This window comes from Streptomyces sp. NPDC045899, assembly GCF_056431485.1.
The window spans coordinates 97,501-111,644 of sequence record NZ_JBWKKP010000004.1 but is presented as its reverse complement, the minus strand read 5'-3'; the positions used below and the strand labels follow the sequence as shown (position 1 = coordinate 111,644).

Here is a 14,144-nt window from a genome sequence, read left to right as displayed (position 1 = left end):
GCCGGGAACGGCTCCCGGCGGCGCCCACGGTCAACGTCCCTGGAACTCCGCCTGCCTGCGCTCCAGGAACGACGCGACCCCCTCGGCGGCGTCCGCGGTGCGGAACAGGTCGACCACATCCTTGGTGAGCCGCTCGGCGGCGGGCCGATGGCCCTCGACCCGGGCCCGGCGGGCCGAGGCCAGCGTCGCCCGCACGGCCAGCGGGGCGGCGCGGCGGGCGATGTGCTCGGCCAGCTCCACCGCGCGGTCCCGCTGGGCACCGGGGTCCACGACCTCCTGGACCAGTCCGATCCGCAGTGCCTCCGCGGCGTCGAACTCGTCCCCGGTCAGCAGCCAGCGCATCGCGTTGCCCCATCCGGCGTCCTGCGGGAAGCGGATGGTGGCCCCGCCGAACGGGTAGATGCCGCGCTGCACCTCGAGTTGGGAGAAGCGGGTGTCCGCGGCGGCGATCCGGATGTCGGACGCCAGCAGCAGTTCGATCCCGAGGGTGAGGCAGCGCCCCTGGACGGCCGCGACCACCGGCTTGGTGCGGTCCCGGCCGACCAGCCCCCACGGGTCGACCCCGTCGCCGTCCGTGAGGAACTCGGCGCCTTCGGCGATCCGGGGCGCCACGTCCGCCAGGTCCAGTCCGGCGGTGAAGTGGTCACCGTGGGCGAAGAGCACACCGACCCATGCCTCCGGGTCGTCCTCGAGCCGCTGGTAGGCGCGGGCCAGGGCCTGGAGCATCTCCAGGTTGCACGCGTTGCGCTTGTCCGGGCGGTTCAGTCCTATCAGCAGGACATGGCCGCGCAACTCCTCCGTCACCACGGGTGCGTTGTCCGCGTCGTACTCCGTCATCAGCCGGCCCCTGTCCCTTCGTGGCGTTTCCGCATCTACCAGTGAGTAACTATGGTGCCGGGCATAATCACGAGTCAAGAGCGGCGAGGCCGGATGGCCGGAACCGCAGGGGTCATGAGCAGCTCGGTGATCAGCCCGGCATACCGACTCCCCACCGGGGTACGCGAGCCGTGGCGAGGAAGGGCGGCGCCCGGCACACGGGCTCCCGCACCGCCCCCGTACCGAACGCACCACCCCTGTCGACAGGAAGGACCACTTCCGTGCTGATGGCCCACCCCGTCGTGCTCCACCGGCTCATCGGGCAGTACGAGACCCTCCGGATGCTGCACGCCGAACAAGGCGGCAGCGATGTGCGGCAGCGGATGGACGACATCGCCTACACCCTCTGCGTCTCCACCGGCACCCGTGATGTGGACGCCGCACTGATCGCGGCCCGCCATCGACTGCCCGGAGCCCGGGTGGAGGACGATTCGGCCGTCGTCGCCACCTGAGCGGCCCCGGCCGGGCGGATCAGGGCAGCAGCGGGCGCACCACCGCCCAGGCGCGGAGCCGGTCCCGGACCGGCCCCGGCCGCATATGGCCGATCAGCTCCTCCAGATGGGCCGTCATGTTCTTGTGCCGGCGCAGCTCCCTCATCCGCTCGATCCCGAGGTCCGGTCCGTGAGCGGCCAGCGCGCGGGCGTCGGCCGGACTCAGCTCGAGCGCGTCGAGCGTGTCGCCCGCCAGGGTCTCGGGGTCCCAGTCGCCACCACGGTCATCGGAACCGAGCCGGTCGATGATCCACATCCGGAGCAGGAACTCCTGGCTGCGGGACCGCGCCCGGTCCGAGGGCCCGCCGGTCCCCTGCCGCCGGCTGGCCTCCAACGACACCGCGGCCCATCGCAGCCGCTCCTCCCGGGACCGGCCGTCCTCGTACGCACGGTCCTGGGCGAGCAGACGCGCCGCCTCCAGCTCCTGCCCGTGGGCCTCGCCCACGAAGGCCCGGAAGTGTTCCTCCACGAGTGACCGCAACGAGCGGGCCCGCTCGTTGCGGTACTTGCGGACGGCGAACGCGTGCGCCTCGGCCAGCAGCGGTTTCACCTCCTCGAAGGCGGCCGCGCCCGGCTCCACCACGCACATCCAGTACTGCGCCGCGTAGACCGGGTGCGGCATGAGCGCGTCCCGCCGCGCGTAGTCGTATCCGGTGTCCAGGACGCCGTTCTCGTCACGCCGGGTGGGGGCGGCGCCGAACCGCGCGGTGTACGCGGCCTTCGGCAGCCCGATGTTGAGCCGGTAGGCGCCCGTGCGGTTCAGGTCGGACACCTGGTCGTAGGTGTCGCCCGTGACGAGGGTGGCGAAGGGGAACTGGCGATGGGCCGGGAGGTCGGCGTCCGGGTCGTACATGACGAACGTGTCCCCTGAGTTCTCCACGGCGTTGATCCCCACGAAGGTGTCACGCAGATAGCGCTCCACATCACCGATGTCCATGGCCATGGCCCCTCCCGTCAGGAAAAACAACTCTTCAAGCGTCTCATTGAAGTGGTGAGTTGAGAGTTCTGACACCATCCGGCGCATCATGGGCCGGTCCGCGGGCCGAAGGTCCGCCGCTGGTCTCAAGTAGCCGGTTTCAGCCCTCGGAGCCGTCGCCCGCACCCGGCGCGACGCTCGGTGATCCGTGGCGCACCCGGAGCCATCATCGCTTGGCACACTATTTCTCCGGGCGCCACGGCGCCGTGGAGTGTCATAGCCTGGGATTCCAGAGGTGCAGGCGGTACGAGATGAAGGCGAAGCCTCCCCACCGGGACACCGGGTGCGGCGTGGGTGCCGGTCGCCCGCGGCGGGAGGATGCCCGCCACCTCGCGGGACACGGGCGCTTCCTCGCCGATGTGGCCCTCCCCGGGACGCGGAACGTGGCGGTGGTGCGCAGCCCGGTGCCGCACGGCACGCTGCGCTCGGTGCGCGCGCCGGACGGGGTGTCCGGCACCGATGTGTGGACCGCCGCCGATCTGGCCCCACTGGCGCGACCACTGGTGGCCACCGCCGCGCTGCCCGGTTTCCGGACCGCTCCCCTGCCGCTCCTCGCCGTGGACACCGTGCGCTATGTCGGTGAGCCGATCGCGCTGGCGCTCGGCGACACCCGGGCCGAGGCGGAGGACCTCGCCCGGCGGATCACCGTGGACATCGAGGAGTTGCCCCCGGTGGTCGGCCATCGGGCCGCGCTGGCCGAGGGCGCTCCACGGGTGCACCGGGAGTGGCCGGACAACATCTATGCCACCACCTCCGTCACCGCGGGTGATGTGGACGCCGCGGCGCGGCGGGCGGCGGTCTCGCTCACCCGCGAGTACACCGTGGGCCGTCAGTCGCCGCTGCCACTGGAGACCCGGGGGGTGCTCGCCCACCACGACCGCGCGGACGACCAGTTGGTGGTGTGGACGTCCACCCAGACACCGGATCTGATCCGGGACGCCATCGCCGAGCTGCTCGGTCTGCCGGGCAACCGGGTACGGGTCATCGTGCCGGACGTCGGCGGCGGGTTCGGGGCCAAGTGCACGGTCTACCCGGAGGAGATCGCGCTCGCGGCCGTGGCGACCCGGCTGGACCACCCGGTCCGCTGGATCGAGGACCGCGCAGAGGCGATGGTGGCCACCACCCAGGGCCGGGACCACCACTACCGGCTCACCGGACACGCGGCGGCCGACGGCGAACTGCTCGCGCTCGAGGCCGACATCGTGGTCGACGCCGGGGCGTACTCGGTGCACCCGTGGACGGCCACCATGGACGCCTCGATGGCCTCGGCGATGATCCCCGGGCCGTACCGGGTGCGCGACTACCGCTGTACCGCGCGCAGCGTGGCCACCCACTCCACCCCGCTGGGGCCGTGCCGCGGAGTGGCCCGTCCGGCCGCCTGCTTCGCCATCGAGCGCCTGATCGACGATCTGGCCCATGCGCTGGGGATCGAGCCGTATGTGATGCGGACCCGCGCCATGGTGGGCCCGCGGTCCATGCCGTACACGTCGGTCGCCCACAAGGTGTACGACAGCGGCGACTACCCCGAGGCGGTGCGCCGGGTGAGCCGGCTCATCGGCCACGAGGAGGTGCGGGCCCGGCAGCGGGCCGCCGATCCCGGCTCACGCACCCGGATCGGTGTGGGGTACGGCTCGTTCACCGAGCAGACCGCGCACGGCTGTCTGGAGTGGGCCTCCCGCGGTCTCGCGGTCACCTTCGGCGTCGAGAGCGCCCGGCTGGTCATGGACGCCACGGGCAGTCTGACCCTGGGCGTCGGGGTGCAGTCCCAGGGCCAGGGGCATGAGACCACCCTGGCGCAGGTGGTGGCCGAGGTGCTGGACATCGCACCGGAGCGGGTCGCGGTGCGCCAGGGCGACACCGCGTACCTCCCGCGCGGGGACGGCACCTTCGCCTCGCGCACGATGGTGATGGCGGGCGGGGCGGCTTACGGGGCCGCGAATCTGCTGGCGGAGCGGCTCCGGAGCGTCGCGGCGGTGCTGCTGGACGAACCGCCGGACCGGCTGCGCTTCGAGCGCGGCTCGATCGTGGGGGACCGCGGCGGTCGCACCCTGACGGCACTGGCCCGGGAGTTCTCTCTGACGCCCGACCACGTCCCGGGTGCCGAGGGCGGCCTCGATGTCACCTTCACCTACCGCCCCGAGGTGCAGACCGGCGCGTTCACCTACGGTACGCACGCCGCCGTGGTGCGGGTGGACCTGGACACCGGTGAGGTGGAACTGCTCGACTACGCGGTCGTGGAGGACTGCGGCACGGTGGTCAATCCACTGGTCGTCGAGGGGCAGACCATCGGTGGCACCGTGCAGGGGATCGGCACCGCGCTCATGGAGGAACTCCCCCGCGACAGCGGCGGCCGGCCCGCCGTGACCACGCTGGGCGCCTATCGGGTGCCCCGGGCGGCCGATGTGCCCCCGATCCGGATCGAGCAGCTGCACACCCCGTCGCCGCACACCGTCCTCGGGATGAAGGGCGTGGGCGAGAGCGGGGCGATCCCGCCCCCCGCCACGATCGGCAACGCGATCACCGACGCGCTGCGGGAGTTCGGCGCGCGGATGGACCGGACCCCGATGACGGCCGCCCGGGTGTGGGCCGCCCTCGACCGGGCGGCGGCGTCCGGGCCGCCGCGCGCACGGGCCGTCGCCGGGGTCCGGGCGGACGCTCCCGGTGGCGGGGCGGTACCCCGATGAAACCGGCGGAGTTCGGCTATCACCGGCCGCATGAGGTGTCCGAGGCGGTGGCACTGCTGGCCGGTCTGGGCGACGGCGCCCGGGTGCTGGGCGGCGGGCAGAGCCTGGTGCCGGAACTGAACGCCCGGCGGATCACCCCGGAGCACCTGGTGGACATCACCGGTATCGGCTCCCTGCGCGGCGCCCGGCGGGTTGCCGGGGGTGTGCGCTACGGGGCGGCCACCACGCATCGGATGGTCGAGGACGGACTGGTCCCCGACGCGGGCGGCGGGCTGCTCGCCCGGGCCGCCGCGGGTATCGGCCACCGGGCCGTCCGCACCCGCGGCACCCTGGGCGGCAGCCTCGCGTACGCGGATCCGGCGGCCGAGTGGCCCGCGGTGTTCGCCGCGCTGGACGCCACCGTGGAGGTGTGCGGAGCACAGGGTGTCCGCTCGCTTCCCGCCCGTGAGCTGCCGCGGGGCGCGTTCCACAGCGGTCTGGCGACCGACGAGATCATCGTGGCCGTCGAGGTGCGCGGCTTGCCGCCGGGGCGCTGGTGGGGGCTGCACAAGACGGCCGGTACGGGAGGTGCCTACGCCTCCTCGCTCGCGGTGGTCCTGTTCGGCACCGACGCGCGCGGGAGGCTGGAGCAGGTGACGCTCTGGCTCGGCGCGGCGCGGGAGACACCCGTCCGGCTGCCCGCCACCGAGCTGCTGCTCACCGGACGGTCCGCGGCGGGGCTGGACGTGGCGGCGGTCCTGCCCGGCGTCGCCCAGGACCTCGGCACCGTCGAGGCGGCGCCGGACGACGCCGCCCGCCACGGCTTGCGCGTCCACGCGGCCACGGTGTGCCGGGCGCTGGCCCGCGCCGCGCCGGTGGGCCGCGCGGCCGTCGGCGAGGGGGCGGGTGCGCCGTGAACGAGGTGTCGCCGCGGCTGAGGGTCAACGGTGCCGAGCACACCGTGACCGTTCCCGCGCGGACCAGCCTCGCCGATCTGCTGCGCGACCGCCTGGGACTGACCGGCACCCACCTCGGCTGCGAGGAGGGGGTCTGCGGGGCGTGCACCGTACTGGTCGACGGGCTGCCCGTACGGGGCTGTCTGACCCTGGCGGCGACCTGCGACGGGGCGGAGGTGGTCACCGTCGAGGGTCTGACCGGGGCGGACGCCGACCGGCTGCGGGCCGCGTTCTCCCGCGAAGGGGCCCTTCAGTGCGGTTTCTGCACACCGGGGATGCTGATCACGGCGTACGACCTGGTGTGCCGCCGGGCGGCGGGCTCCCCGGAGGAGATCCGCGCCGGCCTCAGCGGCAATCTGTGCCGCTGCACCGGTTACCGGGCCCTCGTGCGCGCCATCGCCTCGGCCGCGGGAGAGGGCGCCGGGGAGCCGGGGACGCGGGGCGGTGCGGAGCCGGGGACGCGAGCCGGGGAGTCCCGCCCCCGCGACCGCGCGTGACCCGCTGTATACCTGTAAAGAGGACAGTATTCGCCACAGCGGGCAGTATGCGCCGGGAGACCGCCAGGAATCGTCGAGTGCCACGATGCAGGAGCGCCGCCACAGCCGACCAGAGGCGACCGGGTCCGACACCGGTCGCGTCACGTCGGTGTTCGCCCAGGCGCTCCAGCAGGCGGCCCGCGAGCTGAGGGCCACCGCGGCGATCGTGGTGCTCCCCGTCGACGACGGCCGCAGTCTGGCCTCGGCGGTGGTGGTGGGCCGCCCCCTGTCGATCTTCACCACCATCGAGCGGATGCCGGTGACGGCGCGCCTGGCGTCCGCCACCGCACACCGCACCGGCCGCCAGTACGTATCCACGTTCACCGAGTTCGACAGCGCGGCCCCGTCCCGTTTCGACGTCACGATGCCGTTCCCGTACACGGTGGCCTCCACCCCGATCCGGTCCCCGGACGTCGGGTACGGGGTGCTGACCATCATCTGGGCTCCCCCGCTCGGGCCGCGGACGCTGCAACCCGATGAACTGGACCGCTGCGAGAAGATCGCCGATGATCTGGCGCGGGAGCTGGCGCAGTCCGGGTCCGCCTCCCCGCCGCGCACCGCCCTGCCGATGCCCCAGTTCCTCCAGGCCCTGCCGGACCGGGTGGGCCAGGAGTGGGCGCCGGAGTCCGCCAACATCACCTTCCTGTACCAGATCTACAAGCTGGCGTCCTGGCTCAACCGCGCGGTGCGCGGCCAGCAGGTGCTGGATGTCGTGGCGTCCCGGATCATGGAGCCCTTCGGCGCCCGTGGCATGGCCGTCTCGGTCGAACAGGACGGCCAGGCCACCCTGCTGGGCTACAGCGGCTATCCGCGGACCGTCGCGCACGCGCTGGCGGGAGCCCCGCCACCCTCGCCCGATGACCACACCCCCGGGATGAACCCGCTGTCCGTGACGGCCCCGACCTTCCTGGAGTCCGAACGGGCCCTGGCGGCGGCCCGGTTCGACGGTGCCTCCCAGGACGTCCGGGCGTGCGCCCTGCTCCCCCTGATCAGCGGTGGTCTGCGCGCGGGCACCCTGGCACTGGGCTTCGACGGCCCCCGCCGCTTCTCGGCCGAGGAGCGGTCGACACTGGTCACCATGGCGGATCTGGTGGCCCAGGCCGTGGAGCGCGCGGTCCACTTCGAGAACGAGCACCGGCTGGCCCGCGAACTGCAACAGGGGCTGCTGCCCGCCCGGCTCCCCCACCGCGAGGACCTGGACATCGCCACCCGGTACGTGACGGCCACCGCGGGCACCGCGGTGGGCGGCGACTGGTACGACGTGCTGACCCTCCCCGACGGCAACGTGGGGCTGGTCATGGGGGACGTCGAGGGCCACAACCCCAACGCGGCGGCGTGCATGGGCCAGTTGCGCAGCGCGGTGCGCGCGTACGCGGCCGAGGGCCACCGTCCCGCGGCCCTGCTGGAGCGCACCAACCGGATCCTCACCGAGCTGGACACCGAGCTGTTCGCCACCTGCTGCTGCGTCTGGCTCGACCTGGACGTGGGCACGGCCGAGATCTCCAGCGCGGGCCATCCGGCGCCGCTGCTGTGCCGGCCGGACCACCGCGTGGTGGTGCCCGAGATGTCGGTCGGGCTGCCGCTGGGGGTCGCGCCCGACACCGTCTACCAGTCGATGGAACAACCGCTGCCGGACGGCACACTGCTGGCGCTGTACACCGACGGACTGGTGCACTCCCAGAGCGTGGACCTCGGCAACGCCGGTGAGGTGCTCGGCGAGGCCCTGGCGGCCACCGGGGACGAGCGGCTGGAGGACCTGGCCACCCGCGTCATCGAGAGCACCGAGGCCCAGCGGGCGCGCGGGGACGACGCGGCACTGCTGCTGGCCCGTTACGCGGGGGTGCTGCCCGGTTCGCGCCAGCACGTCAGCCGGGTCTTCGTCCAGCGGCACGACCTCCGCTCGGTGGGCAACGTCCGGGAGTTCCTGCGCCACTACGCCCGCAGCAGGGGCTGGGACGAGATCACGGCGGATCTGGAGCTGATCGCCACCGAGGTGGTCACCAACGCCCTGATGCACGCGGACAGCGAGGTGGACGTACGGCTGCGCGAGTACTCCGACCGGCTGCGGGTGGAGGTGCTGGACTCCGACCCCCGGCCGCCGATGCCCGCGCCGATCACCGTCTCGGACTCCGTGCAGGACAACTCCGAGCACGGGCGCGGTCTGGTGATCGTGGAGGCCCTGGCCGCCGCGTGGGGCAACAGCCCCAGTGGCCGCGGCAAGTCGGTGTGGTTCGAACTGCCCCTCCCCGGCGGGCCCCGGCCGCCCGCCGGTGTATGAGCCCGGCGCCGCGGTCGCCCGTCGGATGGGGTGTCAGGTGGTGTGCAGGGCGAGTTTGAACTCGGCGAACACCAGCCTGCGCGCGGTGCGGTCGTCGTGCCCGACCATCAGGGCGAGCGGGACCCCCGGATGGACGAAGATCTCGTGGTGTTTGGTGAAGCACTGCATCCCGGGGCTCGGCGGCCGGTGGTCGGTGGCCGTCGAATCGGCGCCCGTCGACAGGTTCAGCGGATCGCGGACGAAACGGTCCCGCAGCTCGCCGTACTTCCCCTTCTCCCACTGGATCATGGCGGTCAGCGCACCCCAGCCGTCCGCCGACGGCCAGATGAGCCCCGAGCGGTCGTCGGAGCGCCACTTGCTCACGGTGTACCCGTCGGGCTGCCGGGCCGGGTGCATATTGTCCGGGTCGTGGGACTCCTCGCGGCCGTAGGGGAACCGCACCATGTGGTACCTGCCGTCGGCGGGAACGAGCTGCGGCGCATCGACGATCAGCGAACAGATCCGCACGGCCACGACGCCTCCTGGAAGGGGAGTTGTGGACAGTGTGCGAGCGGATCTCCTGACTGTCCATCAATCCGGCGCCGTCCACCGGGCGGACCGCACGTGACGCGCGGTCCTCCCCTGGAGGGGTGCGGTCAGCGGCCCAGGTAGGTCAGCAGCTCGCGCGCGGCCGGGCTCGGCCGGTCACCGGCGGGGACGGCCACGGACACCTGCCAGCGCCATGCCGCGTCGGGCCCCTCGTCCACCGGCACCGCACACAGCTCCGCCGCCTGTTCCTTGCGGGCGATCGGCCGGGGGACGACCGCGATCCCGAGCCCGTGGCCCACCAGCTCGATGAGGGTGTGCACGTCGTACACCTCCAGGGCGACCCGGCGCGGTGTGCGGCAGTCGGCGAAGGCCCGGTCGGTCAGCCGCCGGGCGCCCCAGTCGGGGTGGAAGTCCACGAAGGTCTCGTCCGCCAGCTCGTCCCACTTCACCCGGGAGGCGCCTGCCAGCCGGTGGCCGGGACCGCAGAGCAGCACCATCGGCTCACTGTCCAGCGGCAGCAGACAGGCGCCGTCCGGGGGCGGGCCGGGAAGGGTCACGAAGGCCATGTCCAGCCGTCCGTCGACCACGTCGTCCATCAGCAGGGCCGAGCCCGCCTGGCGCAGCCGCACCTCCACATCGGCGTGCTGGGCGCGGAAGCGCGCCAGCAGCGCTCCGACGTCGACCGTGACGCACTGCTCGACACCGACCGCCAGACTGCCCCGCAGCAGCCCCTGCACCTCGGCCACCGCCTCCCGGGCGGCCCGTGCCCCGGCCAGCGTGCGGGTGGCCTCCACCAGCAGGGCGCGCCCGGCTCCGGTGAGCTCCACGCTGCGGGTGGTGCGGACGAACAGCGGAGCGCCGAGCTCCCGCTCCAGCGCGCGCACCGATGCCGAGAGCCCCGACTGGGAGACCATCATCCGGTGGGCCGCCTTGGTGAAGTGCCGCTCCTCGGCGACGGCCACGAAGTACTCGAGCTGTCGGAGTTCCATGATTGAGAAGTGTAGTCGCTTAATCCATCCGCTTTCTTCTCTTGGACAGATGGGTGGGGTACGGCCCAGCATGGAGTCCGGCCACCGGGCCCGGCCGCGCCCCCGCTCAGTCCATCTCAGCTCATCTCTCATCCAAGGAGTACCGACCGTGGAGTACCGCACCCTCGGCCGCAGTGGTTGCAGTGTCTCGGCGCTCGCGCTCGGCACCATGACCTTCGGCGCCGAGTCCGACGAGTCCTGCGCCTTCGCCCAGCTCGACCGTTTCGTGGAAGCCGGCGGCACGCTCATCGACACCGCCGACGTCTACACCGCGGGCGCGGCCGAGGAGATCATCGGCCGCTGGCTGGCCGCCCGTCCCGCCGATATCCGCGACCGGGTCACCATCGCCACCAAGGGGCGTTTCCCGATGGGCACCGGCCCCAATGACGCGGGGCTGTCCCGCAGCCATCTGGACCGCGCCCTCAACGCCTCGCTGCGCCGCCTCGGCGTCGAGACCGTCGATCTGTACCAGGTGCACTCCTGGGACCCGCTGACGCCGGTCGAGGAGACGCTGCGCTTCCTGGACGACGCCGTGCGGCAGGGCCGGATCCACTATGTGGGGCTGTCCAACTTCACCGGCTGGCAGCTCCAGAAGGCCGTGGACGTGGCCGACTTCCGGGGGCTGACCCGGCCGGTGACCCTCCAGCCGCAGTACAGCCTGCTCTCCCGGGAGATCGAATGGGAGATCACCCCGGCCTGTGCGTCCGAGGGGCTGGGCCTGCTGCCGTGGAGTCCGCTCGGCGGCGGCTGGCTGACCGGCAAGTACCGCCGCGACACCCGCCCCAGCGGGGCCACCCGGCTGGGCGAGAACCCCGAGCGGGGCACCGAGGCGTACGACCGGCGCAGCCGGGTCGACCGCACCTGGGACGTGGTGCACACGGTGCGGGCGGTGGCCGAGGAGCGGGACGTCTCGATGGCGCAGGTGGCCCTGGCCTGGGTGCTGGCCCGTCCCGGGGTGAGCTCGGTGATCCTGGGCGCACGCACCCTGGAGCAGCTCGAGGACAACCTCGGCGCCGCCGGACTCCGGCTCTCCGAGGGCGAGTTGGCACGTCTCGACGAGGTCAGCGACCCGGGCGCGGCGGACTATCCGTATGGCGCCCCGGGGCTGGAGCAGCGCAGCCGCGCGGTGGCGGGCACCCGTTGACACCCGCGGGACCGGGCCTGCGGACCGGCCCGCGGGACCGGTCCGCTAGCCTCGTCCGGCGTCGCCGGCGCCCGTCGGCGGCGCCGGTTGCCGATGCGGGGGTTGGACGATGTCCGGGGAGCGGATGCCGTACGAGCGGCGGCGGACGGCCGTCGCCGACCGGGTGCTGCGGGAGTGGGGACTCACCCTGCCCGAGTCCTTCTTCCGGTTCTGGACGTTCCTGGAGGGGCTCGGACCCGTCGAGCGGCGGGCGTTCGCGGACCTGGATCTGGCGGTGGCGGGGGTGACCGACCTGTGCGCCGATCCGGGGCTCCCGCCGCGCGACGGCGTGGATGTGCGGGTGCACGGGCGCTACTACCGCGACCCTCCGGAGTTCCTCACCTTCCTGCACGGCGGCTCGGACGGACTCCACTACGGGCTGTGGTTCGACGACGGCCGCGCCTGCGACGGCGTCGCCTCCTACTACACCCACGACGGCGGCGGGATCGACCGCATGTGGCGGACCCCGCTGGAGGCGCTGCGCGCCCGGCTGGAACGCCACTGGCGGGACCTGGAGGACGACGACGCGGAGCCGGAGTACCTGGCCGCGCGGAGGACGGGGCTGGAGCGGCTGCGGGACGCGCTGACCGCCCTGGAGACCGGGGACCGCCGCGAGGTGGGTCTGGCGTACAGCGACGCCCACGACAGCGGTCTGCCGCCGGAGGATCCGGACCGGATCACCACCCTGGACTCCGGGGGCGCGCTGGTGGCGGGCCGGACCGCACTGGACCGGCCGCCCCACGGGGGCGCCGACGAGTACCGGTTCGCACGCTATGTGTACGGGCTGTTCGACGACGCCGCGGCGGTGGAGAACTGCGTGGCGGACGCGCTGCGGTGGTGCGCGGACGGCGATCCGGCGGAGGCCCTGGTGCTGGGCCGGGACCTGCACTGGGCCTCGGCCGGGGACCGGGTCCGGGAGGCACAGGCGAACACCCTCCTGGTGGCCGCGTACCGCGCACTGGGCCGTACCTCACTGCTGGAGATCGCCGAAGCACACCACCGCCACCGGGACCTGCCGCGCGTGGACGTGCTGGACACCGGCGGGGCGTGAGGGCACGGCGTCGCCGGGTGCGGTCGGCGCGGACACGGCCACCACCTACGGTCCGGCAACCGGTTCAGCGGTGGGCGCCGCCGTGCGGGGCCGCGGTCCGCCCCATGGTCAGCGCCAGATGCCGCACCCGCCGCCAGTCCATCGGCGGCTTGCCGGACGGGGTGCCGGGGCGGTGGCGGGGCAGCCGCAGGCGCAGCGCGCGCGGTGCGACACGGCACCGCACCGGCGTCGGCAGCGTCAGCGCCTCACCGTCCACCCCGACCTGGACGGTGGGGGCATCGGCGTCCACGACCACCTCATGGGCGGTCAGCGAGGTCAGCCCGGGGGCGTGGCGGCCGCGCAGCATCCCGGCCGCCTGTGCCGCGGTGTCCACGGTGACGGCCAGCACCCCCAGCACACCGGAGTCCAGCCGCTCCCGGCGCCCGAGTCCCGCCGGATCGCCCATCCGGTACGGGTTGTTGCTCACCAGCACGGCCTGTGGCCCCTCGACGGACCGGTCCCGCACCCGGACGGTCAGCCGCGGCCCGGTGTCATGGGTGAGCAGGTCCGGCAGCAGGTCGAGGGTGGTGCGGAGCTTGTCGTCACGGTAGGCGGGGCTCTGGACGACGGAGGCGTAGGCGCCGAAGGAAGCGTTGTTCACGAACGGGCGGTCCCCGATGAAGCCCAGGTCCGCGCGGAGTTCCACCCCGTCGGTGAGCGCGTCCAGACAGGCGGCCGGGTCGTCCCGGTCCAGTCCGAGGTCCATGGCGAAGTGGTTGCGGGTCCCGGCGGAGATCACCACGAAAGGGAGTCCGCGCTCCACCGCCACCCCTGCCACCAGTGCCTGGGTGCCGTCCCCTGCCGCCACTCCGAGCAGATCGGCGCCCGCGTCGGCGGCCCGCCGCGCGAGTACGGCCACATCGCTCGGATGGTCCGGGTCCAGGACCACGACGTCGGCGCCCAGCGCCTCCGCCTTCTCCACCAGGTGGAAGGCGGCCACCTTCCCGCCGCCCGAACGCGGGTTCATGATGAGGAAGGGCCGCACCGGCGGAGCGGCCGGGCGTTCCGCGCCGCGGTCCGGCCCGCTGTCCGCGGCCAGCGCGGCCCGGCCGGTGGACACGGCCAGCGCCCACAGCGCGAGCGAGACGAGCACCACCCACAGCAGTCCGGCGAGCGCGTAGAGGACGACGACCGTCACGGGGGCGGCGACGGCCAGCGCGAGGGCGAGCATCCGCAGCAGCGCGCGGTGCACCAGCGCCCACCACACACCGGCGGCGGTGAGCACCATCCCGGCCACGCCCACCGCGACCAGGAGCACACTGCTGAGTCCGGCGAAGAGCAGGAGGACCAGCACCGCCGCCGTGCCCGCCACCACCGCGAACCGCGCGCTCCAGCGCGGGGCCACGGGACCTCCCGCGCCCACAGCCATGCCCATCGGACCTCCCGGGCGGCCCGCCCCCGGCACGTCCCGGTCCGGCGCCCCGGGCGAGGTACGCCCGTACGGCATGCGCCGGGAAGCCGAGGTGCCGCTCCTCCCAGCACACACCCGGTGCCGGGGACGCGCATCATTTCCGGGTGCCCGGCCCGTTCCGGCGGCGC

At 73.6% G+C, this 14,144-nt stretch carries 12 protein-coding genes; 7 read left to right on the top strand and 5 right to left on the bottom strand.

What is annotated here, in order from left to right:
* Nucleotides 1–30: 30 nt before the first annotated feature.
* Nucleotides 31–837 carry a crotonase/enoyl-CoA hydratase family protein gene (locus AC07FT_RS07400; protein WP_479174724.1) on the bottom strand — a complete coding sequence of 269 codons (807 nt, stop codon included), beginning with the start codon at nucleotides 835–837 and terminating at the stop codon, nucleotides 31–33.
* A 260-nt stretch (nucleotides 838–1,097) separates the two neighbouring features.
* On the opposite strand from AC07FT_RS07400, the gene AC07FT_RS07395 reads away from it, so the two are divergent.
* The gene (locus AC07FT_RS07395) at nucleotides 1,098–1,328 is read left to right on the top strand and encodes a DUF5133 domain-containing protein (RefSeq protein WP_471200435.1); all 231 of its coding nucleotides are present in this window, start codon (nucleotides 1,098–1,100) and stop codon (nucleotides 1,326–1,328) included.
* 19 nt (nucleotides 1,329–1,347) lie between these two features.
* On the opposite strand, the gene AC07FT_RS07390 is transcribed toward AC07FT_RS07395, so the two are convergent.
* On the bottom strand, nucleotides 1,348–2,310 hold the full coding sequence (locus AC07FT_RS07390) for a DUF6194 family protein (RefSeq protein WP_479174722.1): 963 nt from the start codon (nucleotides 2,308–2,310) through the stop codon (nucleotides 1,348–1,350).
* 323 nt (nucleotides 2,311–2,633) lie between these two features.
* On the opposite strand from AC07FT_RS07390, the gene AC07FT_RS07385 reads away from it, so the two are divergent.
* The 4 genes from AC07FT_RS07385 to AC07FT_RS07370 all read left to right on the top strand — a co-directional run bounded on the left by AC07FT_RS07385 (nucleotide 2,634) and on the right by AC07FT_RS07370 (nucleotide 8,776).
* Nucleotides 2,634–5,027, top strand: coding sequence for a xanthine dehydrogenase family protein molybdopterin-binding subunit (locus tag AC07FT_RS07385; protein WP_479174720.1), 2,394 nt, complete (start codon nucleotides 2,634–2,636; stop codon nucleotides 5,025–5,027).
* A complete protein-coding gene (locus tag AC07FT_RS07380) occupies nucleotides 5,024–5,923 on the top strand; it encodes an FAD binding domain-containing protein (protein ID WP_479174718.1) in 900 nt (299 codons plus the stop codon). The genes AC07FT_RS07385 and AC07FT_RS07380 overlap by 4 nt, the downstream gene beginning before the upstream one ends.
* A complete protein-coding gene (locus AC07FT_RS07375; protein ID WP_479174716.1) occupies nucleotides 5,920–6,459 on the top strand; it encodes a (2Fe-2S)-binding protein in 540 nt (179 codons plus the stop codon). Before AC07FT_RS07380 ends, AC07FT_RS07375 begins: the two co-directional genes overlap by 4 nt.
* A gap of 85 nt (nucleotides 6,460–6,544) precedes the next feature.
* A complete protein-coding gene (locus AC07FT_RS07370) occupies nucleotides 6,545–8,776 on the top strand; it encodes an ATP-binding SpoIIE family protein phosphatase (protein WP_479174714.1) in 2,232 nt (743 codons plus the stop codon).
* Between the two features lie 33 nt (nucleotides 8,777–8,809).
* Here the strand turns inward: AC07FT_RS07370 and AC07FT_RS07365 are convergent, their stop codons facing one another.
* Nucleotides 8,810–9,289 carry a hypothetical protein gene (locus AC07FT_RS07365; protein WP_479174712.1) on the bottom strand — a complete coding sequence of 160 codons (480 nt, stop codon included), beginning with the start codon at nucleotides 9,287–9,289 and terminating at the stop codon, nucleotides 8,810–8,812.
* Nucleotides 9,290–9,411: 122 nt separating this feature from the next.
* A complete protein-coding gene (locus AC07FT_RS07360; protein WP_432009907.1) occupies nucleotides 9,412–10,293 on the bottom strand; it encodes a LysR family transcriptional regulator in 882 nt (293 codons plus the stop codon).
* 148 nt (nucleotides 10,294–10,441) lie between these two features.
* Between AC07FT_RS07360 and AC07FT_RS07355 the strand changes: the two genes are divergently transcribed.
* A complete protein-coding gene (locus tag AC07FT_RS07355) occupies nucleotides 10,442–11,476 on the top strand; it encodes an aldo/keto reductase (RefSeq protein WP_479174710.1) in 1,035 nt (344 codons plus the stop codon).
* Nucleotides 11,477–11,585: 109 nt separating this feature from the next.
* Nucleotides 11,586–12,566 carry an ADP-ribosylation family protein gene (locus tag AC07FT_RS07350; RefSeq protein ID WP_479174708.1) on the top strand — a complete coding sequence of 327 codons (981 nt, stop codon included), beginning with the start codon at nucleotides 11,586–11,588 and terminating at the stop codon, nucleotides 12,564–12,566.
* 64 nt (nucleotides 12,567–12,630) lie between these two features.
* Here AC07FT_RS07350 and AC07FT_RS07345 read toward each other — a convergent pair whose 3' ends face one another.
* Entirely contained in the window at nucleotides 12,631–13,980 is a 1,350-nt protein-coding gene (locus tag AC07FT_RS07345; protein WP_479174706.1) for a diacylglycerol/lipid kinase family protein, read from the bottom strand.
* Nucleotides 13,981–14,144: the final 164 nt, after the last annotated feature.

What these genes read in the sequence shown, in the direction of transcription:
- AC07FT_RS07400 (WP_479174724.1), bottom strand. Translation starts at nt 837, where the DNA reads ATGACGGAGTACGACGCGGACAACGCACCCGTGGTGACGGAGGAGTTG.
- AC07FT_RS07390 (WP_479174722.1), bottom strand. Translation starts at nt 2,310, where the DNA reads ATGGCCATGGACATCGGTGATGTGGAGCGCTATCTGCGTGACACCTTC.
- AC07FT_RS07380 (WP_479174718.1), top strand. Translation starts at nt 5,024, where the DNA reads ATGAAACCGGCGGAGTTCGGCTATCACCGGCCGCATGAGGTGTCCGAG.
- AC07FT_RS07370 (WP_479174714.1), top strand. Translation starts at nt 6,545, where the DNA reads ATGCAGGAGCGCCGCCACAGCCGACCAGAGGCGACCGGGTCCGACACC.
- AC07FT_RS07360 (WP_432009907.1), bottom strand. Translation starts at nt 10,293, where the DNA reads ATGGAACTCCGACAGCTCGAGTACTTCGTGGCCGTCGCCGAGGAGCGG.
- AC07FT_RS07350 (WP_479174708.1), top strand. Translation starts at nt 11,586, where the DNA reads ATGTCCGGGGAGCGGATGCCGTACGAGCGGCGGCGGACGGCCGTCGCC.
- AC07FT_RS07345 (WP_479174706.1), bottom strand. Translation starts at nt 13,980, where the DNA reads ATGGGCATGGCTGTGGGCGCGGGAGGTCCCGTGGCCCCGCGCTGGAGC.